Source organism: Mesorhizobium sp. LNJC405B00 (assembly GCF_000502615.1).
Taxonomy (GTDB): domain Bacteria; phylum Pseudomonadota; class Alphaproteobacteria; order Rhizobiales; family Rhizobiaceae; genus Mesorhizobium.
On the sequence record NZ_AYWC01000001.1, the window covers coordinates 197,087 to 219,760 of the forward strand.

General features: G+C 61.2%; 20 protein-coding genes and 1 tRNA gene. 8 read left to right on the plus strand and 13 right to left on the minus strand.

The window, feature by feature from the left end:
* Positions 1–43 precede the first annotated feature (43 nt).
* Positions 44–973, plus strand: coding sequence for an NADP-dependent oxidoreductase (locus X756_RS164070; protein ID WP_023728298.1), 930 nt, complete (start codon positions 44–46; stop codon positions 971–973).
* 64 nt (positions 974–1,037) lie between these two features.
* Here X756_RS164070 and X756_RS164065 read toward each other — a convergent pair whose 3' ends face one another.
* Entirely contained in the window at positions 1,038–1,313 is a 276-nt protein-coding gene (locus tag X756_RS164065; RefSeq protein ID WP_013529904.1) for a DUF1153 domain-containing protein, read from the minus strand.
* A gap of 255 nt (positions 1,314–1,568) precedes the next feature.
* Here X756_RS164065 and mnmA point away from each other — a divergent pair, with 255 nt between their 5' ends.
* Positions 1,569–2,759: a tRNA 2-thiouridine(34) synthase MnmA gene (mnmA, locus tag X756_RS164060; protein ID WP_023728299.1), complete on the plus strand. Its 1,191-nt coding sequence runs from the start codon at positions 1,569–1,571 to the stop codon at positions 2,757–2,759.
* Positions 2,760–2,824: 65 nt separating this feature from the next.
* Here the strand turns inward: mnmA and X756_RS164055 are convergent, their stop codons facing one another.
* A complete protein-coding gene (locus X756_RS164055) occupies positions 2,825–3,784 on the minus strand; it encodes a Gfo/Idh/MocA family oxidoreductase (RefSeq protein WP_023699712.1) in 960 nt (319 codons plus the stop codon).
* A 235-nt stretch (positions 3,785–4,019) separates the two neighbouring features.
* Between X756_RS164055 and X756_RS164050 the strand changes: the two genes are divergently transcribed.
* Together X756_RS164050 and X756_RS0133345 are read left to right on the plus strand one after the other, a co-directional pair.
* Positions 4,020–4,096, plus strand: a tRNA-Met gene (locus X756_RS164050).
* A gap of 148 nt (positions 4,097–4,244) precedes the next feature.
* Positions 4,245–4,472, plus strand: coding sequence for a hypothetical protein (locus tag X756_RS0133345; protein ID WP_156941313.1), 228 nt, complete (start codon positions 4,245–4,247; stop codon positions 4,470–4,472).
* A gap of 196 nt (positions 4,473–4,668) precedes the next feature.
* On the opposite strand, the gene X756_RS164045 is transcribed toward X756_RS0133345, so the two are convergent.
* The gene (locus tag X756_RS164045; RefSeq protein ID WP_156941314.1) at positions 4,669–5,055 is read right to left on the minus strand and encodes a hypothetical protein; all 387 of its coding nucleotides are present in this window, start codon (positions 5,053–5,055) and stop codon (positions 4,669–4,671) included.
* A 224-nt stretch (positions 5,056–5,279) separates the two neighbouring features.
* Here X756_RS164045 and X756_RS164040 point away from each other — a divergent pair, with 224 nt between their 5' ends.
* Positions 5,280–5,510 (plus strand): helix-turn-helix transcriptional regulator, encoded by a 231-nt coding sequence (locus tag X756_RS164040; protein ID WP_032999214.1) that lies wholly within the window; start codon positions 5,280–5,282, stop codon positions 5,508–5,510.
* Positions 5,507–5,881, plus strand: coding sequence for a hypothetical protein (locus tag X756_RS164035; RefSeq protein ID WP_023728303.1), 375 nt, complete (start codon positions 5,507–5,509; stop codon positions 5,879–5,881). The genes X756_RS164040 and X756_RS164035 overlap by 4 nt, the downstream gene beginning before the upstream one ends.
* Before the next feature lies 1 nt (position 5,882).
* On the opposite strand, the gene X756_RS164030 is transcribed toward X756_RS164035, so the two are convergent.
* A complete protein-coding gene (locus tag X756_RS164030) occupies positions 5,883–6,476 on the minus strand; it encodes a hypothetical protein (RefSeq protein ID WP_023728304.1) in 594 nt (197 codons plus the stop codon).
* A 322-nt stretch (positions 6,477–6,798) separates the two neighbouring features.
* Between X756_RS164030 and X756_RS27965 the strand changes: the two genes are divergently transcribed.
* Positions 6,799–7,023 carry a hypothetical protein gene (locus X756_RS27965; RefSeq protein WP_032999231.1) on the plus strand — a complete coding sequence of 75 codons (225 nt, stop codon included), beginning with the start codon at positions 6,799–6,801 and terminating at the stop codon, positions 7,021–7,023.
* A gap of 128 nt (positions 7,024–7,151) precedes the next feature.
* Here X756_RS27965 and X756_RS1000000166500 read toward each other — a convergent pair whose 3' ends face one another.
* Complete coding sequence (locus X756_RS1000000166500; protein ID WP_023728306.1) at positions 7,152–9,401, minus strand: glycosyl hydrolase family 28-related protein; 2,250 nt, start codon at positions 9,399–9,401, stop codon at positions 7,152–7,154.
* Between the two features lie 4 nt (positions 9,402–9,405).
* Here X756_RS1000000166500 and X756_RS164025 point away from each other — a divergent pair, with 4 nt between their 5' ends.
* Positions 9,406–9,606, plus strand: a complete 201-nt coding sequence (locus X756_RS164025) for a hypothetical protein (RefSeq protein ID WP_023728307.1) — start codon at positions 9,406–9,408, stop codon at positions 9,604–9,606.
* Here the strand turns inward: X756_RS164025 and X756_RS164020 are convergent.
* Genes X756_RS164020 through X756_RS163985 form a run of 8 tightly spaced genes read right to left on the minus strand, consistent with a single transcriptional unit; the run spans position 9,603 to position 22,639 of the window.
* Complete coding sequence (locus tag X756_RS164020) at positions 9,603–13,814, minus strand: hypothetical protein (protein WP_023728308.1); 4,212 nt, start codon at positions 13,812–13,814, stop codon at positions 9,603–9,605. The two genes, X756_RS164025 and X756_RS164020, sit on opposite strands and share 4 nt — an antisense overlap.
* Positions 13,814–17,224, minus strand: a complete 3,411-nt coding sequence (locus tag X756_RS164015) for a transglycosylase SLT domain-containing protein (RefSeq protein WP_023728309.1) — start codon at positions 17,222–17,224, stop codon at positions 13,814–13,816. The genes X756_RS164020 and X756_RS164015 overlap by 1 nt, the downstream gene beginning before the upstream one ends.
* The gene (locus X756_RS164010) at positions 17,224–17,730 is read right to left on the minus strand and encodes a hypothetical protein (RefSeq protein WP_156941315.1); all 507 of its coding nucleotides are present in this window, start codon (positions 17,728–17,730) and stop codon (positions 17,224–17,226) included. The genes X756_RS164015 and X756_RS164010 overlap by 1 nt, the downstream gene beginning before the upstream one ends.
* Positions 17,706–18,065: a hypothetical protein gene (locus tag X756_RS164005; RefSeq protein WP_023728311.1), complete on the minus strand. Its 360-nt coding sequence runs from the start codon at positions 18,063–18,065 to the stop codon at positions 17,706–17,708. Before X756_RS164005 ends, X756_RS164010 begins: the two co-directional genes overlap by 25 nt.
* The gene (locus X756_RS164000; protein WP_023728312.1) at positions 18,065–20,785 is read right to left on the minus strand and encodes a hypothetical protein; all 2,721 of its coding nucleotides are present in this window, start codon (positions 20,783–20,785) and stop codon (positions 18,065–18,067) included. The genes X756_RS164005 and X756_RS164000 overlap by 1 nt, the downstream gene beginning before the upstream one ends.
* On the minus strand, positions 20,785–21,411 hold the full coding sequence (locus X756_RS163995) for a hypothetical protein (protein ID WP_023728313.1): 627 nt from the start codon (positions 21,409–21,411) through the stop codon (positions 20,785–20,787). The genes X756_RS164000 and X756_RS163995 overlap by 1 nt, the downstream gene beginning before the upstream one ends.
* A 3-nt stretch (positions 21,412–21,414) precedes the next feature.
* On the minus strand, positions 21,415–21,843 hold the full coding sequence (locus X756_RS163990; protein ID WP_023728314.1) for a hypothetical protein: 429 nt from the start codon (positions 21,841–21,843) through the stop codon (positions 21,415–21,417).
* 19 nt (positions 21,844–21,862) lie between these two features.
* Positions 21,863–22,639, minus strand: coding sequence for a hypothetical protein (locus tag X756_RS163985; protein WP_023728315.1), 777 nt, complete (start codon positions 22,637–22,639; stop codon positions 21,863–21,865).
* Between the last annotated feature and the right edge of the window lie 35 nt (positions 22,640–22,674).

Here is a 22,674-nt window from a genome sequence, read left to right on the forward strand (position 1 = left end):
TATCCAAATGATAGTGGCACAGAAACCCCAGCAGGAGCCTCCCATGCGTGCCGTTGTCCAGAATTCAGTCGGCGGACCCGACGTCCTCGTCATCGCCGATCGCCCCGCGCCCTCGCCCAAGTCAGGCGAAGTGCTCGTGCGCGTGCATGCCGCCGGCATCAATCCGGTCGATGGCTCGGTGCGCGCCGGTTACTATCCTTTGCTGGGCGAACCGCCCTTCACTTTGGGCTGGGATATTTCAGGCACGGTCGAGGCGGTGGGCCCAGGCGTCGATGGCGGCCTCAAGGTCGGTGACGCCGTGTTCGGCATGCCGCATTTTCCCAAGCAGGCCGCAGCCTATGCGGAACTCGCTGTCGCCCCGGCCGATGAAATCGCACCGAAGCCGCAAGGCATCAATCACTTTCATGCAGGCGCGCTGCCGCTGGCCGGCCTGACTGCCTGGCAAGGCCTTGTCCACCATGGCGGCCTGAAGCGCGGCCAGCGCGTGCTGATCCATGCCGCCGCCGGCGGCGTCGGGCATCTGGCCGTGCAGATCGCCAAGGCGCGCGGCGCTTATGTCATCGCCACCGCCAGCCCGAAGAAACTCGATTTCGTCCGCTCGCTCGGCGCCGATGAAGTGATCGACTACACCAAGGGAGATTTCGCCGCCGAGGTCAGCGACATCGACCTGGTGCTGGAGCCGATGGGCGGCGACCATGCCGACCAATCGCTGACAGTCCTGAAGGACGGTGGCGCCCTGGTGTCGCTGCTCAATGTCCACGACACCACCCGAGCCAAGGCTGCTGCGCGTGGGATCCGCGTCGAGCGCATGTCCGTCGTGCCCGACCGTGAAGGCCTCGTCGAACTTGGCAAACTGGTCGATGCGGGAAAGCTTGCGGTCCATGTGGCAAAGAGCTTTCCGCTCGAACAGGCGGGCGCCGCGCACGCTTTTCTCGCCACCCGGCCGATCGGCAAGGTGGTGCTGACGGTCTGAAGCAGGCATTACCGACAGGCAAAAGGGCGCGGTTACCGCGCCCTTTTCTATTGTGGTCCTGGCTCTAGTGCCGGTATTGCTGGATGCGCGTCGTGCGCAGCCCGGCAAGGCCGTATTCGTCGATCGACGCTTGCCAGGACAGGAATTCCTCGGTGGTCAGCTTGTAGCGCTGGCATGCCTCGTCGAGGCTCAAAAGCCCGCCGCGCACCGCAGCAACCACTTCCGCCTTGCGCCGGATAACCCAGCGACGTGTATTCGTCGGCGGAAGATCGGCAATCGTAAGAGGGCTGCCGTCAGGCCCAATAACATATTTGACTCGCGGTCTAACAAGATCGGTCATCGTACTCTCTACTAAAAACTCAAAGACCCAATCCCCACCACATTACCGCCACAGCTTTAAAAATTGCCTAAGCGAACCCTAATGAGTAGGTAAGGATCATGAACGCCGCGTTAGTCTTTTCGTCGGCATTTGAGGCAACGGCGGGCAGGCGCGCGATTTTCCCGCAAAATCGGCACCACCGCAAAGCTGGCGCCGCTGGTGTGGTTGACCTATATTCGCGCCACTGCCATTGAAGCGCCGCAGAACGAAAGAACCATGAACAGCCTCGACCTTCCCGCCAGCCCGCAAAACACCCGCGTCATCGTCGCCATGTCGGGCGGTGTGGATTCGTCTGTCGTTGCCGGCCTTTTGAAGCGCGAAGGCTATGATGTCGTCGGCGTCACGCTGCAGCTCTACGACCATGGCGCGGCAACGCACCGGGCCGGGTCGTGCTGCGCCGGCCAGGACATTGACGATGCCCGCCGCGTTTCCGAGACACTGGGCATTCCGCATTACGTGCTCGACTATGAGGAGCGCTTCCGCAAGGCGGTCATCGACCCGTTCGCCGAGAGCTATGTCGCCGGCGAAACGCCCATTCCGTGCGTCTCTTGCAATCAGACGGTGAAGTTCGCCGACCTTTTGGCCACCGCCAAGGACCTTGGCGCCGATGCGCTCGCCACCGGCCACTATATCCGCTCCGGCGCCAATGGCGCCCACCGCGCGCTGTTCCGGCCCGTCGATGCCGACCGCGACCAGAGCTATTTCCTGTTCGCCACCACGCAGGCGCAGATCGACTATCTGCGTTTTCCGCTGGGTGGGCTGTCCAAGCCTGCCGTGCGTGCCATCGCCGAGGAAATGGGGCTGACCGTCGCCGCCAAGCAGGACAGTCAGGACATTTGCTTCGTGCCGCAGGGCAAGTATTCCGACATCATCGCCAAGCTAAAGCCGGCTGCCGCCAACCCGGGCGACATCGTCCATATCGACGGTCGCGTGCTCGGTCGCCATGACGGCATCCTGCGTTATACCATCGGCCAGCGCCGCGGCATCGGCATTGCTTCGGGCGAGCCGCTTTACGTCGTCCATCTCGACGCCGACAGGGCCCGCGTCATCGTCGGTCCGCGCGAGGCGCTGGAGACGCACAAGATCTATCTGCGCAACATGAATTGGCTGGGCGATCGCGCGCTGTCCGACATTCCGGGCGCAGGCATGGAGCTGTTCGCCAAGGTGCGCTCGACGCGGCCGCCGCGCCCGGCCGTGCTGCATCACCGCGCCGGCAGCACCTTTGTCGAACTGGTGGACGGCGAGTCCGGCATCGCACCGGGACAGGCCTGCGTGCTCTATTCCGACGACGGCAACGAAGCCCGCGTCTTCGGCGGCGGCTTCATCGAGCGCTCCGAGCGCGGCGCCGAGGCCGAAGCCATGCTCAGCCGGCTCGCAGCCAGGCCGGCGCAGATTCCCGCAGAGTAAACACTACCCCTCTCGGAGACAGTTTTAGTTTCGATCTGCCTTAAGGGCAGAGTTTCGAAACGGTCTCAGGACTTTGTGTGCGTGACTGTACCCGCCGTCAGGATGCGGAGCACCCTGATGGCTTCCTCGCCGCTGGTGCGCGGCTCGGCCCGCGTCTCGATACACTGGATGAAGTGCTCGAGCTCGCGCGTCAGCGGCATGCCCTGGCCGACCGCGACATAGGACGGCTCGTTGGTGGTGAAGGCCCACTGGCCGCTGTCCTGCCACACCGCGTGGCGGTAGACGGCCAGCTTGCGCTCCCATGGCTCGACATCGTCGAACACCGCCATTGCCTTGGTGCCGACCACGGTCAGCCGCCGCTCGCGATAGGGATTGAGCCGCGAGGTGAAGAGATGGCTGCGCAAGCCATTGGGAAAACGCATGTGCAGATGCGCGAAATCGCTGAGATTGTCGAGGAGTGCGGCCCCCTCGCCCCTGACGTCGATCGGCTCGGTGCCGGTGATGGCCAGGATCATCGACAGATCGTGCGGCGCCAGATCCCACAGTGCGTCGTTCTCGGTGTGGAATTTGCCGAGGCCGAGCCGGTGCGAGTGGATGTAGCGAACCTCGCCGAGCTCGCCATTGTCGATCAGCGCCTTCAGCGTCTCGAAGGCGGGATGGAATCGCAAGACATGGCCGACCATGAACACGCGGCCGTTGTCCCTGGCCGCCTGCACGGCGCGCTCGGCGTCGGGCACGGTCAACGCAATCGGCTTTTCCACCAGCACGTCCTTGCCGGCCTCAGCGGCGCGCACGGCAAGATCGGCATGGAATTGCGGCGGCAGCGCCATGACGATGGCGTCGATATCATCACGCACGAACAGCTGGTCGGGCTCGATCGCCAGGCAGTCCTGCTCGCTGGCAAAGCCTTCGGCCCGCGCCCGATTGGCATCGGAAACCGCATGTAGCGCGCCGAGCGCCTTGAGGGTGCGGATGTGGTTGCTGCCCCAGTATCCGCAACCGAGGACTGCAATGCGCGGCTTCATCAGCTTCAAACTCTAATTTCTTGGCCGAGACATAGCGGCGTGCCCCGTCGAACTCAACCCCGGTGGCTTACCGGAGATGCCAGCCCGGCAAAGCTTTTACCGGCGACAATATGCCGGCGCCCTCGCGCATCGATGCTTGACAGGCTCGCCCTCCCAACCTTATATCCGCGCGACCTTGGCGAACGCCTCGAAATGCCTTTCGATTTAAGGCGGATTTCGGGCCTTTCGCCGCCCTGGCGGGGTAGCTCAGTTGGTTAGAGCACGGGAATCATAATCCTGGGGTCGGGGGTTCAAGTCCCTCTCCCGCTACCATCACTTTGTTAAACAATATCAAGCGGTTATAAATGGACAGCCCGCAAAGGCTGGCCGATTGCATGTCACGCCGTGTTGCGAGCGGCTACCGTTGATTTCCAAGGGTTTCCTGCGACACTCGGCTAGTCCACGCGACATGAGTCGCGACATGAAAAAGGGCGGGGAGTTGCGCTACCTGATACTGATCGATAGCCGCCCGGATCCAGGATCCGGCTACTTCTCCGATCTGTCCGACGCTAAGCACCATGCGGAGCAAACCGCGGCCAAGCAAGCCCATGCCATAGTCTCCATTGAAGGCTATCCCGAAGGTCGGGGCGGCCCGATGTCAACTTGGCAATACGATCGCGATGCCGCGTCGTGGGTTTCAACAACATGACCGACATGGAAATGAGAGACGGCAAGGTCTTCCGGCGTTGCCCGTCGTGCCAACAATGGTTTCAGTTCGGGCCGCACCGCTATGATTGCAAACAGCTGCCATCGGGCGTGACTGTGTGCGCGCCTTGCGCGCCGGATACCGCGATGGATCGATACTTCGCCACCAAGCGGCGACGCTAGCACGCCGTGTGCACCGCTCACCGGTTTGCCTTCCTGCGTCCTGCCTGCTGTCGAGCGACGATTGAGAGGCGATCGGCTAGCGCAGTTTCATCGCGCGCGATGGCAAGCGCCGTCTCTGGCGTGCCGCCGCCGTGCTGCTTTAGCCAGTCCTGCTTCCACCGAAGGTGCCGAACGTGTTCGGCCGGAACGAATATCTGTTTCAAGCACTCGATCCGCCATGCGTGCTCCGCCTTGTCGGAAAGCTTACTCGCATCCATGTGCTCGGGGCTTTCTCTGCCGCAGTTGTCCGCTACGAGTATCCGGCGATAGTCGGCCACCATGTAAAGATGATGCGCCAACTCGATCTGCATCCGGCCGATGCGCCAGTTGGACGCCGGCTTTAGCCAGGTAGTGATTTCGGCCAACTGGTCCCTGACCACTGTTGCCGGCCTCGGCCGGAAAGCGATGACCGTGCCAGTGTTGATTGTGGGCGTGCCTTCGGCGGCTGCCCGAACACCAGTGTTCGGCATTGTGTTCTCCCGGTTCGAAATGTGGCAACGATTAACGTTACCCATAACGATATGTGTTGCCGGCTTGCATGTCAAACGAAAATCGTTATGCTGGCGCAAAATGATTATGGAGTGACCCTTTGCTTTCTCCCGCTCAATCCCGTGCTGCTCGTGCTTTGGTCGACTGGACGCAAGCCCAGCTTGCCGATCATGCCAGGGTTGGTCTCTCGACCGTCCGCAACTTTGAAGCCGGTCGATCTGTGCCGATAGAAAACAACTTGGCCGCAATACAAACCGCCCTCGAGGTCGCCGGCGTCGAGTTCATCCCGCAGAACGGCGGTGGCGTGGGAGTGAGGATGCGGAACCCATGACAGCCAACACGCCGCGAGCCGGCATGTCACCGCGGCGGAGGCAGCATATCTTTTCGGAGAACTGCACCAGCCACAACGTCGCGCCGTGCTGCGTCTGCGGCGAGGCGATCCACCGGCACGAAGACCGCTGGATTATCGAACACAAGCGCGCCCTCGCCCTGCTAGGCCCAGACGTGAACACCAATTGCGGCCCGGCCCATTTCCGTTGTGGCGAAGTCAAGACCTACACGCAGGACCTGCCGAGGATCAGGAAGGCAAAGCGCCAGCAGGCCCGGCACGAAGGCACAAAAAAGCCGGCGCGAGGGTTTCAGGTCCCGGCCGGCGTTTCGTTCGATTGGAAGGCGCAGCGCTACACCAATCGAAGCGCATGATTCAGTCAGGCCATTTGACCCCGCCAGATGTTACCTTTCCGCCCATTTCGCGGATCGCCTTGCGCACGAAATCGTATCTAATCGGCGACCGGCGCCATCTGGTCATCGCGAAATAGCGATTTGATAATCGCGTGAAGTAATCGAGGTCGGCCATCGTTATTCCAAGCCGCCAGCACTCGTCTCTGAGCCCATCGAGCAGCTTGTCACCTGAACGGAGGTGGATGCGAGGGCGCTTCAGGCCTCGCCGACGTCCGAAATTATGAAGCTGGGCGGCCGTCAAATCGGGGAAAGCTTCGTACAATTCATTCTTCGTGGCAGAGCGATAGAGTTTGCGAAATCGCCTCTCTTCTTCTTCAGTCAAAATCCTGATGCGTCTCGTGATTCCAAGCTGATAGCATCGCTTTTCCAGGGCCTTCCGCGTCCTGTGGGGCAATGCAGCCGACAGCGCTTTGTAATCCGGATATAGCGAGCGGCATGCGTCGTCGTCCTTGTTGCACCAAAGCGCGAATCCACGCATCGTGAAACCGGTCTTCTGCATATACTGGCGTGTCGCCTGCCCCAGGCGGGCAAATCGCGCGGCAATTCGAAGGCTCATTCTACGAGGATCGGGTCTTCAGCCGCGGAGTGCTATACCGGCTGCCGAACAATCACCGCTAATCCCGCTATGCAATCGTATTGCTGTGCAAAACTTTTTGGCGGCAGCCCGCCGGCCGGAGCCAGCGGGCAATAACGTTGAGGGAGCAGGCGGAGCAGGTCACACACCATCAACTGGATTTTGGTGACGACTGCGCTGGACCTGTCAGGTTCCATGCAATGAATGGCGCCCTCTTGCCGGTGATTGTCTCGATCGATTTCAATAGGGGTCCATGGACCTCACGTAGAGCTACTTTTGCCGCCGTGCTGTGTTCGAATCGATCATGAGGAACGATCCCGAATGCCGCGCCGCATTGCGGTTGATCAGAGAAACGATCGAAAACCATTGCCCTCCTGGCGTATTACCCAGCGAGGAAGCCGCAAATGGGCTGTATGGCCCTTCGCTGCTCAGCGAGGCTGAAGCCCTGTCGGCGGCGATTGTCGCGACGGTGCAGCGCCTGTCGTTTGAACCAGCGGAGAAGCCGCCCGAGCCGAGCATCAAAGGTTAGGTTGGGCAAGCGATTCCTTCTCGCGTGAAACGGCCATGTTTCAGCCTCTTGGGTTGTTGGAGTGTGGCAAAGGTTGAGGCCGGCCCACGCAGCGTGCTATGGCGGCGAGACGCTGAAGGCTGACCTCGCTAGTCGATTATCTCAACTGTGAACCCCTGACAGGTGATGTCAGCGGCGGTGGCAACGGCGTTCTGCCCTGTCGCCTTCACGATGATGGTTGCGGTGTCCGTCACGGTCAGGGTGCCCTGCCGTGCAGTCGGGACAACGGCAGTCGGGATAGCGACACCGAAATACTCCTGTGCGCTCGCGCCTGTGATGACCAATTCGGAAGTCATCCGCCACGGCGTGGCATTCCATGCGCCGTTGTGATCGATGATCGAGTTGCCGCCGAACCACAAGCGGATTGTCTTGCCATTGGCGTTGGCGGCTGTCGTTCCCCACGCGGTCAGTCTCACCTTTTGACCGACCTTGAGAACGCTCGCCGGGATCGTGTACGTCATCAGGTCTTCTTGGGTGATTATGGCGGTTGTCGCCACAGACCCGGTGTTGCGGCTGACCTCTTTCGATGTGGTGCCATTGACGACACGCTGGCCGGTGGCGTTGACGCCCGCCGTGCCGATATAGCTGCGGCCTTCCATAACGACATCGACAAAGCTACAGCTCGTCAGGTTCAGGTCGAAATTGCCGCCTGCATTCTGGTTATTGTTTTCCGATGTGACATTGGCGATGACGACCTTTGCCGCGCCGACATTGACCTTGATACCATCGTGATTCATGTAGGCGGCAAGGAAGCTGCGCACGGTGATGTCGGTAGCAGTGGCTTGCAGTTCCAGCGCGGGACCAGTGCTGCCGCGCAAATAGCCATTGGTCGAGTTGGTGTTGGCGATCCGCCATGTCCGACCGGCGATGTCGAAGCCCTTTACGGTCGGTTGATCCATGCCGCAGTTGTTGATGTAGACGTAGGATGGGATCAGCGTGTCGGTCCACGCGACGGCATGGACGCCGTAGGTCGGCCAGCCGATGATGACGTTGTTGAGGAACACCCCCTGGCAATCGCCCTGCATATAAACGCCTTTGGCGCCGCCATCGAGCGATGCGGCATTGACGTTGTTCAGGTAGACCGAGACGGCACGCTGGAAGTGGAACAGCGCATTTACGCCGGTCCAAGGCGCGGCTCCGGTGCCCTGCTGATTGAAGTTGTTGATGTTGATGTTGAAGATATAGCGGGTGTCATCGAAGCCACGGAAGAGCCACGAGCCGTCGCCGATTTGGTCGACATCACTAATCGTAATCCAGCCGGTCTGGGTCGCCGAGTTCGGGCTTGTGAAGAGCGTGGAGAACTGGAGCCGGTTGAACTTGCACCTTGAGATGCGTGTCAGATACGGCGCAGATTCGCGATAGCCGGTGACGCTGGTCTTGCTGTTGAAGTTGAATTCGATGCCGTCGACGTAGAACACCTTGGACAGAGTGCTCGATATCACTGCGCCAGTAACGTCGATAAGGATAACGGAGTTGGCAGTCGGGAGAAGACGTACATTGCCCAATCCGCGCCAGCCACCGCCATTTGCTCGGCCAACCGTGACGCCAGCAATGAGATAATCGCCCGGCGGGAACACCAATTCACCGCCGACCGACGCGCGATACGTTTCCGCCGCCTGGATGGCTGTCGTGTCAACTGTGACGCCATCACCGACCGCGCCGAAGTCCTTTACCGACACTCGCTCGCGGGCCTTATCCTGCCATGTGCGCGTTACGGCGCTGGTGCCGGACTGCAGGAACCCGGCCCATGCCGGGTCGGCGCCGGCTCCGGCGGTTTGCAACAGATAGCCGGCCGTGGACGCCGCTAAGCGCGCCGGCAGCGTCGCATTGCGGAACATGATGTCGCCGCGCGTGGTGAGTACGCTCGCGGCTATCTTGGTGTCAGCATAAGCCTTGACGCTCTGCTGCGTAGGAACAGCACTGGCACTGTTCGACACCATGTCATCCTCATCGAGAACGACGAACGGCCCGAAAGTCACCGTCACAAACGCGATGCTGCTTGTACCGATCGAGATTGGGTTGGTCGTGGTGACAACCCATGTTGTAGATGCCCCGGCAGTTCCGTCGGTGACCGAAACGCGCGTCCCCTTGGTCAGGTCGCGGTTGCTGTCCATGTCGCGAGCACGAGCCCAGAGGCCCGTCGACGCGATATAGATGCCGTTTTCCCGAGGGTCCGTCTGGTCCTTCACCAGCACACGGTCATTGGCAGCCGTGACGCTACCGTCGATCGTCTGTAAACCACTCAGGGCGATGTTCGCCGTGGTCGCTAGTCGACACGGAGCCTTGTATGCTACGGTTTCGCCATAGCCAGTGACTTGATCAACCGAAGTGGTTGCCATTTTGATGGACTCCGCAGTTAAGAAGAAGATTGTCCCGGCTCAGCCTGGGTTCTGGCGCGACCCGCGTTTCAGCGGGTTTGGCGTTCTGGTCGGCATGTTGCTTTTGGCAGGCGTCGCCTTCGCGGTGACGAGCTTCATTGTCGGCGGCAGCAGTTCCGATAAGTGCTGGAATTACGGTGGTCGATCCGACGACACCGATTGCTAGTTTGCGAGCGCTTGCTTCAATTGCGGCTTTAGGCCGGCATCGCCAAGACCGAACCCGCCTTCAATGATCCACCGCCAGTAGGGCAGCGTAGCGAAGGGCGTCACGCCGATTGCGCGGTTAACGTCGGCGTCCTTGATGTCGATGTCGCCATGCGTTGCCCGAGCGCCGATGCCGAGCAGTTGCGCCGCGTCGGTGCCGAGCTGGAATGTCGGGCCGAGGATGGCGCCGAAGGCGTCACGGTTCGCATATCGCGAGGCCGGCGCCCGTTGCGTCTTGTCAGGGAAAGCGGCACCAGACAGAGCGTAGATGCCCGAGCCGCCCAACTTCTCCCAGGTGTTGTTCACCTCAAAAGCGAGCTGGAAAATGCCGGACTTGTCCAGGCCTTCCGCCATCCACCGGCCCGGGTTGTCGTTCAGCGGCCGGTTGGATTCGACTTGCTTCAGATAGAAGGCCAGCATTCCGAGCGTGGACATGCCGACCATGCCGGTGATGAACGAGCCCGGCCCTTCCTGCAGCCCGCGCATCAGCACCCTTTGATTGGACGCCAGGGCGAAGCTTTTGAATTGCAGCAGGGCGCGGCCGGTCGGCGTGTGGGCGAACAGCGGCACATCAGCCACGGACTTGGTGACGATGATGCTGTCAACGTCCTTATTGACCGCAGCGGCGAAGGCGCGCCGAGCGCCCTCATCCGTCCAGCCCGCAATTCCCGGAATGTGGACGTTGCCGTCGACATCGCCGAACTCTGCAAATTGCTTCGATATCCGTTCGGCCATGTGAGCATCGATGCCGAGGAAGCCCATGTATTTCAGTTCGGCCGGCGCCAGGCTTTCATAATCAACCGCGGCGTTTTTCAGCAGGCGGTTTTGCACCAGCACCGAGGCAATGGACTTGTGTATGTCGTTCCACCACGGCAGCAGCGTCATCTTGGAAAAGACGTTCGCGGCGTTGTCGATGAATCGTTCAAAGGGCGAGTTGCTGGCATAAGGGTCGGCAAGTTCGGCCATGGTCGCAAGCCTTCCCTGCAGAGACCGTTCCGTCACGGCGCCCAGGAGCTTCGCGTCTTCAACCGCCAGCTTGACCGCATCGAGATTGGTCAGGAGCGGCGCTATCCCCTCGCTCATGTAGCGGCCCATGCCGTGGACCATCGGCGGCCGGGCAGCGTCAGACAGCGACGAGACGACCACACCCCCGAGCGAGCGCATGAAGTTGAACACGCCGGCCATGCGCAGCACCCGAGCGTAATTCGTGTGTTGCGTGTCGACCTTGTATTGACCGCGCAGCAGATCCCGGACGCCGGCTATGTCTTCAACGTCGCTCTTCTCGCTCTTGGCGAGCGCCTTCAATGCGCTGGCTTTCGCCTTGAGATCAGTGAAGGCCGGATTGTCTTCGATGGCGTTGCGTAGGTTTAGGTATTCGTTTTTCACCCGATCGAGCTGGCTTGCCAGCGTCGGCTTGCCGGCGCCGCCCAGGCGCTTGTCCATATTCGTCAGTTCGACATCGGCCGCCATCACGCGGGCATAGCGGCGCCCGATCAGTTCAATGTCGTGTTCAAGGAAATCTTCAATGAGGTGATCGGGAATGTTGAACGTGCGTTCCTTCAGAGGCCCGCGCGAAGACATCGTCATATCGTAGGACGGCATGCCCTGGTTTGCGCGGCCGGTGAGCTGAGAAAAGATATCGTCAACGATGCCCCCGACATAATCGGCACGATCAGCCGGCGAGACAAATTCGGGAATTTCCTGTTTCACCTTGGGCATCATCGGTTCGAGCTTGTCAGCCTTCGCCTTCAGCCCTTCGATGCTGGCGCGCAGCCGGTCCAGTTCGATCGATTTGGCGGCAAGCTCAGCCAGGATTTCATCATTCGCGCCGCCTTCGGCATCGAGCCGCTTCAGGGCTTCGACGCGCTTGGAAAGGTTGCGTTCCTTCAGCTTCGATTTGAAAAGGTCGCGGCGGGTTGTGCCGTAATCGACCACCAGCGCCACGCGCGGCGACGAGTTGGCGAGATCCTTCACCGCATCGAGTTCGGTTTCCAGCTTTTCCAGCTCTTCGCCGACTGTCTTTGCTTCGGCGGCAGTGATTTTGCTCTCATTGACGATGGCGTCGCTTGCCCGGTCGAAGGCTTCAATCTCCTGCTCAAAACGCGAGATGCGCGAATCGATGCCGGCAGTGTTCTTTTCGGCACCGGTCACGCGGCCGATGAAGTCGCGAACGTCCTTCACCGAGGCGTTAGGAGCCAGCCCAACGCGGTCCAGCCATTCGGCCGCCACTTTGTCCAGATTGTCCATCGCCGCCGCTGTAGCCTCTTCCTCTGGCGTGCGCAGGGGATTGCCGCTCAGCTCCGAGCGGATCGATTCCATAACCGCCACCGGGTCGACATAGCCGTTGCCGTCTTGCGGTAGGTTCGCAAACATTTCGTCTTCGGCGTGGACGAAGTTGTCGACATCGCCGATTCCGCCCTTCTTGATGAACATGCCCGGATGCGTCTTAGGCGTGACGCCCATTGCCCGCAGCTCATTGTCCAGTTTCGAGCCGACACGAATGCCGCCCTTCGCCTTGATCAGCGCCAGGATCGGCGAGCGTTCGGCGAAGGTCTGCTTTCGATTCGCCGAGCGTTCGGCCGCCCTCGCCTGCTTCACCGTGTCGACCATGACGGAATTTTCATCCGCACCGCGCAGCATCCGCACCACATCGGCCGGCGCGCGTTCCTTCAGCACGTCCTGCCTGGTCTGTTGCAACTGACCGAGCGAAGCCACTTTCCGTTCCCGGATGCCTTGGCGTTCCGTCAGGCGGCTTTCGATATTGTCGAGACGTTCGGAGACCTTGCCGAAGGTTTCGCGCTGCTTTTCAGCGTCGACAATCCGGTTGCCGACCTTGATTTCATCGGCCTTGAATTCGAGCTGGGAAAGCTGGTCATCGATCCACGGCTTGACGATGGCCTTGAAACGCCCTTCCCCGGCATTCAGCCGGTTCGAATTCCAGAGGCGGGTCAGGTAGGACGTTGCCGTCTTGACGTTCACATCGGCCGGCAGCAGGCCGGCGGCAATGGCTTCGTCCTTCAGCGGGTCGAAGAGGGTCTTGCGCCAAGATTGAGCCGCCGCCGAAACCGCATCGTTTTCGCCGACATCGCCACGGCGCATCGCCTTGCTGACAGCCGTGCGAAACTCTTCCTTTGTCATGTCGAAGCCAGGCTCTTTTCGCGCCTTGGCATAGGTTCCGCGCATGTCTTCCAGAGCTTTGGTCAGCGCGCCCCGATCCCAATACTTGACCGCGCTTTCGACAGCGAGGTTGCCTTCGCCGCGCACGTTCTTTTCGAGATAGAAGCCGGTTTCGGCCATGTTCGCCATTATCTCGCGAGACGGCGCCGAGGGGCTATGAGCAGCGCGCAGCAGCGGGTTGAACCCGGACTGCAGAGCGCCGACCGACTTGGCGCCCGAGGCGATGCCGTAGTCCCCGAGGACGGGCTTGTCGACCGCTTGAGCGCCCATGCCAACGCCTTCAGCGTGCGCAGCCACTTCTTCAGGCGTCGGAACGTGATCCTGCAGAGCCCTTTCGACCGAAGCGAACGCGGCCTTTCGCTCAGCATGGGAGAACAGGGCACCGACACCGGAGCCGAGCAGGCCGCCCAGGATAGCACCCGCACCGACAGCCATCGCGCTTTCAGCAATCGGGCGCGTCTGTTGCGTCGACTGCAGGGCCATTTCAGAAACCCCAGCCCCAAGGGCGCCAGCGCCGGCCGTGCGCAGCGCAGTTTTCAAAACTGTGGCGCCGATGGTCGCTTCGCGGACGACAGCCCCGCCAGGAATGAGCGTAGGCAGATCGACCACGCCGGCCAAGGCAGAAGCGCCGGTCCCCCACCAGCCGGCCGCGTCGATGGTGCGCCGGTCTTCGGTTTCCATGTCGATTTGCGCCTTCATGGCTTCGTAGCCGGCGGCGTTGAAGACATCGGTGAACCGTTCCCAATGCCTTTCGTATGGCGTCCCCTCGATTTTGTCCCATATGACATCGCCAGTGAAACCGTCTTCACGCGTGGCAAGGTCGACGCCGGCCAGCTTGTTCGAGGCCATCGAGCCAATCGTGTTGCCTTGCCGGAAAGCAGCCCCGAGAAGCGTTGCCGTATCGGGCGCCACTTCGGTTTCCGCCGGCTTGTAATCGACGGAGCCAAAGGCGCCGAGCGCCGGCCGGTCTTCGGGATAGTCGAGAATCGGCATTAGAGATTGCCCCCCGATCCGCTACGGAACGCCTTGCCGGCATTGGGGTCACCGCCACCACGCGGATTTTGTGGCGGCGCGGGTTCGGCCGGCGCGGCCGGTGTTTCGTCTTCGGCACCCTTGCGGCGCACCAGATCGGATTGAACCCGGCCGGCGCCGATGGTCGCTTCCGAATTGAGAGCCCGGATGAAGTCTTGCGTGTTCGGGTCGGCGTTGATGGCTTTGGCCTTGGCGACCGCTGCCCGGTCGATATCGTTGGCCTGGTCCTTGACCTTGTGGAGTGCATGGTAGCGCTTGTCTGCGTCTTCCGCGCTCTTCGCTACGCCCACTTTCAAGGTGTTCGGATCGATGCCCCACTGCCCCGCAAACACCTCATCAAACTTGGTCTGCCCGCCTTCGGTGTACTGGTAGAAAAGCCGGTAGCGCGGTGGGCGTTTTCGCTCGATATCGGCCCGCGTCGTCGCGTCAGGGATGATGGCGACATTTTCGACCTTGCGCCCATCATGCAGGCCGGCCACGTAGGTTTCGGCCGTCTTCATGGCGTCGGTGCGCAAGTAGTCATATTTGCCGTCGATCGGCGGATAGTGCAGCTCAGGCGGCAGGCGCATCAGGTTAGGCGCGCCCGATATGTTGCTGACATTCCAGCGTGTTTTCAGTTCGGCTAGGGCTTGCGCCTTCGCCGCGCCTTCGTCGCCGCCGGTATCGTAGAATTTCTCTTCGGCTATTTCCTTGTATTCGGCCATCAGCGCGCTTGTCTGCAAAGGCATGATGCCGGCGCCAGGCTCCGGTGACAGGATGCCGGGATCAAATTCGCTGGTGACATCGGCCACGGTCAGGGTCTTTGTGAACTTGTCGAGACCGGGCTTCAGAATCTCTCGGTTCACCTTCTTTGCCGGGTCATCCATCGCAAGAATGCGCTGCGATGCCTCTTCGCCGGACATGCCCCGATCATTGACGAAATGGCGGAAGGCCGCGAGCTTGTCGCGAATGTCGGCCGCGCCCTCGACAGCACCGAACGAGACAGGCGCAACGGTCTGCAGGGCATCGGCTTGCGACATGGCAGCGGCAAAGACAGCCGGGTCTTTCGACGCGGCGCCCTGCCTCACTTGAGCCTGTAGCGTGTCGGGAATGTAGCCGGTCGCTTTGACGAAGCCTTGCGTGACAACCGGCTGTTGCTCTTCTGGCGTCACCTTGATCATCGCATCATAGGCTTTGTTGCCAAGCGACTTCTGGTCGCCATCAAAGCTGTTGATCGAGGCCGCCGGGCTTCCGGCCAGGATAGCCGACACCAGCGCGCCGACGCCGCCGTCTTCCTTCTGCTTCGAGCGGAACGCCTTCAACTGCTTGGTGATATCGCCATCGTCCAGCATCGGGTCGCTGAGGATCTGGTCTTCACTGACAATCTTGCCCGTTTCGATGTTGAGCCCCATCGCATCGTCATAGGCCTTGTATTGCGCCTGCTGCTGAATGCGGGTCGCGGTCGCTTCGGTCTGAATGTCCTTCTGCGCGCCCTTGGCGATGGTATCGCGCGAGACGTAATCCATATCGGCAAAGCGGGAATCGACCTTGAAGCCTGCGCCGCCGCGCTGCCCGAGTGGAACGGACTTGCCCGCCATATGCGCGGCGATGGCATCGCGCGCCCAGGTCGGTACGCTGTCCGAATGGTGCGAGGCGCCCCAGGCGCGGCGCGAACCGATATCGAGATGCAGGGAATTGGCGTAGACGCCGATGCCGGTAAAGCCCATCGAGGAAGCGGTCTGGATCAGCCGGACGCGCTCATCGGGCGAAAGCTTGCTGACATCGAGGTCCAGCGCGTTGCCGTGCATGTGTTCGGACTTGCGAGCCCCGCCAGCCCTCGCATTGCGTTCAGGATCGCGGAAGCCCGAGACGATAGGCACGGACGCCCCAAAGGCGTTCTGCACTTGCTTGAAGCGCGACAAGACCACGCTGTTGACGCCGGCAACGTCAGGGCTCCCCACGCGGCCCGCCTGGTTGCCGATGATTACCGGCTGGTCTTCGCCGCCATACTGTTTCGCTTGCGCGTTGTGGAGGTCTTGAGCGTATGCGGTGGCATCGTCGGCATTGTCGAACTTGCCCAGGTGCTTGCCGGTCTGGCGATAAAGCTTGATGGCGTCCTGGTTGCTCAGGATTTTGCCATCGTCCGAAACGGTCGGGATGAGAACTTCCTTGCCGTCCTCTTCGAACGAGATCGAGCGCACGGTTGAAATCGTGCCGTCAGCATTCTTCACCACCGGCCGCGCGTTCAGGTCGATGTTGCCGGGCTCTTTCAGCCCACGAGGCGCAGTCTGTGCGGAGGCGACGGCGCCGCCCTTGGTCTTGGCGAGAACCTTCTTGTAATAGTCGGCCGATTCCTGCGGGATGACGGCATCGTTGCGACCGCTGGCAAGCCACTTGTCGGCCCGATCCGCGCCGCCATTGTAGGCGATAAGCGCGGCTTCCGTGTCGCCATCGTAGCGAGCCAGCATCTTGTTGAAATAGTATGTCCCGTACTTCTCAGAGACAGTGGGGTCTTTCAGATATTCGACTTGCGCGTCCGGGTCTTTCGGGTAATTCGGATCTTCGATTTCCTGCGCAATCTCCGCGCCGGTTTCCGGCATGACTTGCATTTCGCCGATGGCACCTGCGCCAGAAACGGCGTTCGGATCATGACCGCTTTCGACGCCCTTCATGGCGTTGATGATATCGTCCTGGCCCGGAGCCTCCCCGAGAGCCCGGAGCCGATCGGCCGGCTTCATGCCGTTGAGCGCCGCCATCTGTGCCTTAGCCTTCCAGCCACGGCGCAGCGCATCCTTCTCAATCGGGTTGACGTCTTCGTCGGGAATGGCATCGATGAAGTTGTTGCCTTCGAAGACCGCATCATCAAATTTCGATGGGTCGCTATAGAGCCGGCTTTCAATGGCCGTCAGGCCTTCATCGACATTCGTTTTGTAATAGGCTTTGCGCTGCTTTCGTTCGAAATCGCCCGCGCCGCCCTCACCGTTGATGAGGCTTTCTTCCGTGCTGAAAAGCTTCGCATCGTAGACCGGCTTAAGCTCTGCCGGCACGCTGGTCATGAATTGCTTGGCGGCTTCCTTATAGGCGCCCTGGTATTGCTCTTTGAAGCCGAACGCGCCCGGTTCCGCCTTGTCGCCGGCAGCGGTCAGCGCTTGCGCCTGTGCCGACCTGAATTGCTGGTAACGGCTTTCAGTGTCGAAGAGCTGGGTTTTGTCGACTGTCTCTTTTGCTTTGGTCTCTTTGACCTTCAGGCTATTCGACATCGACTGCAGGCCGGCGCCGAGTTGCGCCACGCCCTGCCCGATGGCCGAGGTGTCATAGGTCGCAATAGGTCGACCAGAACGCCCGCTGACAGGCGCGCTCAGGTCTTCAGCGCCAGGCAGTTTCAGCGGCATCAGTAATAAATCCCCGAAGAGGGCGCGCCAGAATATGGCGTCGGATTCCAGTCCTTCGCGAATGAGCCCACGCCGTCCATCAGCGTCCCGACAGCGCCGAAGTAGGAGCCGGTTTGCGCGGCCTTGCCTTCCATGCGCGAGGCGACAGCTTGAGCCCGCCTGCCCTTGGCGCGTTCTTCACCGCCATAGCGGATCATGCCTTCGTTGACCGCGCCTTGCGTGGCAATGTCGCCGGCCAGATCCACCACCGTCTCATCGAGCGCACCGAGGCCGGAGGCGCTGGCTACAGCCTGTTGACGCGACAGAACGAAGTTCTTCTCCTTCTTGGCGCGTTCCGCCTCACGTTGGGCCGCTGCCGTCTCTTCCTTCGCCTGTTGATCGAGCTGCGCCGCCTGGTAATCGGCCGCGCTCTTCTTCGCAGCGCCGGCCGCCAACGTGCCAGCCGCCGACACGCCGGCACCGACGAGCGCTAGAACCTCAGTTATTCCGAAGTCTGCCATGTCCACACGTCCCCTTCGTCAGGCTTGAAACCAAGCCGCGAGAGCCATTTCGCCGAGGTCTTTTCGTCACGGTCGCAGAGCGCAATGATGCGCTTGTGCCGCGTCTTGGCTTCCTGCATGAGGCCCAACGCCGTCCGATGAATTGCGTGTCGGTATGGCCGCGCCTCAGGCTTCAGCGAGCAGAACGCAATCACGTTGCCCCGCGAGAACCAGAACCCGGCGACCGCCGCCAGCTTGCCGTCAACAATGCCGGCGATACCGCGCACCGTTGGACCGCTGCCCTTGTCGCCATACCATCCGGTGAGGTGTTCCCGCGTGAGCGGCACGACTTCGTGAGCCATCAGACTTTATCGTTGGTCTCGACAGTGACGACCGCCGCATTGAGAACGCAGGGCTTCGGCGCCGTGGCACGGATGCAAAGGCGGCTGTCCGGCTTCCATTCGCCGCCGAAAGCCGTTGCCGGCTCTTCGTATTCGGTGAAGATTTCATCGGCCGTGACCGGCCTGCCCTGGTACAGGCGCGGCAGCTTGTCCATGTTGGTGAAATCGCGGCCGACTTCGATGCCGTCATTGTGCACCCGGCCCATGATCAGGCCGACATAGTTGACGCGCTTGATCTGGCTGAGCGCCGTACCCGCCGACGCGGCATAGGCCAGCTTGGTCGACTTGTAGAGCGCGGTATAGGGCAGGCCCACCATGACATCAGCAGCCGTCACCGGAGCGCTTAGCGTGATTGCGCCAGCCGACACCGTGTAGGCGCCTAGATACTTCCCAGCAGCCCAGGCGACCACGCTCAGGCCGTCCAAATGCGAAAGGCCGGTCACAGAGGTTCCGGTCACCGCAGCGATGACCACGAAGCTGTCAGCCATCTTGTTCATCGTGCCGCCCAGGCATTCCGATTCCAGCGCAACCTTGTCGAGATAGCGGACGGTTGAGGCGCTGACTGTCCGGCGCACCCGATAGAAGACTTGATCCTCATCTTCGCCCGGCAAAACCGAAACGCCTTCGATGAAGCCAGAGCCGCCCGCCGTCCACCTTGACCAGCAAGTCACGTCTTCAGACGGCTCATAGGTGAGCAGCACGACAGTACCGTCATCGAGCCAGACGTGCGCCCGCGTGTCAGGCTGGCGCTGAATTGCCATGCCGACGACATTGGCGTTGCCGGTCAGGTCCGGGCAAAGCAGCGTCAAGTCGCGCGGAAGATAGTCATAGGTGGTTCCGTCCGGGATCAATTCGAAAAGGCGCTTGCCGGATCGCTGCGCAAATATGCCGCGACTGTCTATTTTCACAGCGGCGACGCCAGCCCGAGACCCTTGCGTTGAAGGCGTTCCCGCTTGCGCATTTTGAGGCGTCAGCGGTTCATCGAATGAAGTCGACTTGATCGAGAACTCAGCGCCAGGCGTTCCGATAATCGGCCGGCTAAGCGAAAGCATGAAATTGATGGTATCGACAGGCCCAGAGCCCAATGTGCGGTTGATCGGCCCGCTATCGCCCTCAAAGTCAGGGTCGAAATTCTCGTAATCGTCGGCTACCGAGAAAATGAACCGGGACTTGCCCGCCCAGCCCAGCCGGCCCTTGTCGAAAGCCACGGCGCTAGGCCATCCCTGCCTGTCGGACCAGATGCCTTCCTGCCAGTTGTCGGTGTAGCCGGTGCTGTTGAAATGGTCCAACACCTCGATATCGACTTGTGTTGCCGAGGTGTAGCCGATCACGCGACAAACGCCGTAGCCACCACCGCCGTCGTAGACAATGGATACGACAGCCGTCCCTGACGTATAGTCGCCGGGGTTGAAGCCGAGTTTGTAGTAGATGATGGCGTTGTCGTCGTCGTCATTATTGCCGGTGACGCCGACAGGGGCTGTGATATCGGTTGCGCTTGAGCCTGTCGCCTTGCGAAAATCTTTGTAGCCGGTGTCTTCGCCGTCGAAGGATCGTTTCCAGCGAAGGGTACCAACCCATGTGCCAGAAACAGAATATGACCAGTTCCTGTCGGTCACGGTGGTTGTGAGGCCTGTGACTCGCATCGGGTCGGAATAGGCCAGCTCGGCGCCCAGCTTGAACGTCTCGGTGAAGCCTTCGTTGAAATTCCGGAACAGCGCGCCGACATGTTCGGGCTTGAAGAACGGAAGATCAGCAGTCAGCGTGGTGTTGCCGCTTGTCGCCCCGACCTTCAGCTTCACCTTTGCGGATCGCGCAGCAAAGAACGGACCATTTTCCGGCCGGTAAAGAACGATCGACCAGCTCCGCCCGGCGCCTCGGCGCTCGATGCGGCGCTGCTGGAACCCTTCGCAGGCGAGGAACAGCACATCCGCCGACTGATCCCAGCGAACAAATGGCAGGTCGGCCGCAGCGTAAGGGATATCCAGTTCCATCGTGCCGGTCGACGCGACTTGGCAGGACGCAACAATCTTGTCGATGTCGAGGTCGCTCTGAAACTGGATCCAAAAATCGCCGGTAGGCGTGAAGGCCAGGCTATGTGCGCCAGTCCGCATCGTCGTTTCGGCGACATATTCGTCACCACCCGATGTCGAGCCGCAGCGGAAGGTCACAGGTCCGCGCGTGACCGCGATGCTGAGGGCGTGTTCCTTATTCACATCGCCACCCGCCACGGTGATTTGGCGTCGGCAGAGAGCCAGCCCGCCGACGTTGACCGCATTCAGGACCAGGCCGGTGCCGCCAAAGGCAAGAGTGCCGCCGCTGGTCGAGCCGTCCGACCAACTTGCCGAGGTAGCGAAGGCGCTGTTCGATATCGTGGTGGCGACCGACACGCGGGAAATCAGCACATCGTTGATGCGAACCCGCATCTTGCCGTCTGCCATCTCGATCAGCGCAGTGTCATCGGTCGCGGCGACGAAGGGAATGTCGATTGCGAACGCGTTGTTGCGGCTGGCGCCGAGGTAGCCGGAGCCAGGCCGAAGGAACATCGAGCCAGCCGTCTTCGGCAACCAGTTTTCCATGATTTCCGCAGACAAGCGGATGCGATCGACATCAACCCGCGTCAGTGCAGAGGTGGAAACCAGCCCCCGGTTGAAGGCCAGCAGAGGCGCATTTGTTTTCGCCATCAGCGGAGCCCGAAAGGCCTACCGCGAGAGGAAGAGCCACGGCTTTGCACCAGCCGGCCAGGAGGTGGGTAACGGGTTACCGCCTCATTCATGGCATCGGTGTTCGAAGCCTTGTATTTCGCCTTGTCGCGCGCCTTTTCGAGCTTGTCTTTCCGGTCCGACGAGCCGGTCACTTCCTCGCATGTTGCCGAGGCAAGGCACGTCTCGACGTAGTCGACAAAGCTTTGAGGCCAAAGGCCGAGATCCAGGCCATAGTCCTCATCGTTCGACACATAGCGAAGGTAGATTATCGAGATATTTGCCAGGATCCGGCTTGTGCGGTCGTCATAGTCCAGCAACGGCACCCGGCCGAAGTCGTCGGAGGTCACACCAGCGGTGCGCAGCCAGTCATCCGGCTTGTCGAACACATACTGGTAGCCGAAGTTGCTGCCGACCGAAGGCGTGGCCTCGAGCTGGACAAATCGCATGGCGAAATTCCAGAACGCGGCTTCGAGACAACCCTTCACGGTCTTTGCATATTCGGCATCGAGCGCGCGGCGCGCCTTCCCCTCGTCCGTGAGGGCGCCAAGACGCGGCTGACCGAGCTTGATCAGCGCGCCGTTGTACAGGGAAAGCTGGTCAGTCATCGACTAGGCCGCCTTCAGGTTTTCCGCGATCCAGGCGACGCCGGCTTCTTTCGTTTCTAGCATGTCGGCCAGGACCGTCTTGTCCTTCGTGCGGATGACGCGCCAGCCGCCATTCGGGCCGCCCCAGCGCACTTCATGTTCCGAAGGCTTGGCAAGGGTGGTCTCATTGGTGAGCTGCACCGGCCCACTTGTATAGGCCACGCGCGCGCCGCCGGCAGCGCCCTTGCCCACTTCGAGGACCATCACTTCGCCGAACCAGGCCTTGTCGAAGCCGACAACTTCAATGATGTCGTCGGCGCGCAGTTGAGGACCGACATGGACCCAGAAGGCCGGGTCGAGAAGGTCTTCCGGCTTGGTGTTCGCATAGAGCGACACGCGGTAGACCGTGCGCTTGCTTTCGGCCAGCATGAGGCCGTTGACGTTCAGAGGCATGGTAGCTCCTTTCGGTTGATTACGCGTAGATGACATTCAACCCGAGCACGTCGCCGGCAGCGATGGCGGTTGTGTCCGCATCGGCCGCAAGAGCCGTGATGGCGTAGGAGATGCCAGTGGCGAAGAACATGCCGCCAAGGTCGAAGTTAAAAGCTTGAGAGGCAAAGAGCGGGATGGTGAGGACGGGCGTGTCAGTGCCCACGGTCGGCGCCGTGGCCTTGTTGTAGATTTTCAGGAAGCAGTTCGCCGCCGTGGCCTTCAGCCCGACGACCTTCAGCAAATCCCCCGCCGAAGCTTTCGCGACCGTGGCGTTGGTTGTGGCGGCCGACGACACGATGCGAGAGGCGGCATTTGGCTTGCGCTGCCGATCCCATGTCGTGCCGTTGAAGGCATACCCAGCCGTTGCAAGGGGTCGCAGCAACACAGCACTGGCGCCAGGGTTTCCCATGGACGTCAGGTTGGCGTTGACCACGGCATCGGCACCGGCAACGATTGGCGCGGTGTTGAACGTGCGCAGGTTGCCGTTGACGTCCGACTGTGCGTCGGCTCGCTGGCCCGCAACGATAGTCGGCTGCGTCGTGTTGTAGATGCCGCCGACTTTGACCGGCGCGCCAGCGTCAGCAACACCGGACGCCACATTGCCGACCACAGCGGACGGTGCGGCGGCTGTGCCGCCACCAGTCATGAACAGCGGATGCGTCGCGTCGATCGGGTTGCCAAGAGCGTCAACAAGGAGGACGGGCTTGACTTTGGTCGAACTCGGATCGCCGACCACAAGGGGAAGAGCTTCGGCCATCGCCGGGTTCCTTTCGATGAATGAGAAAAGGCAGG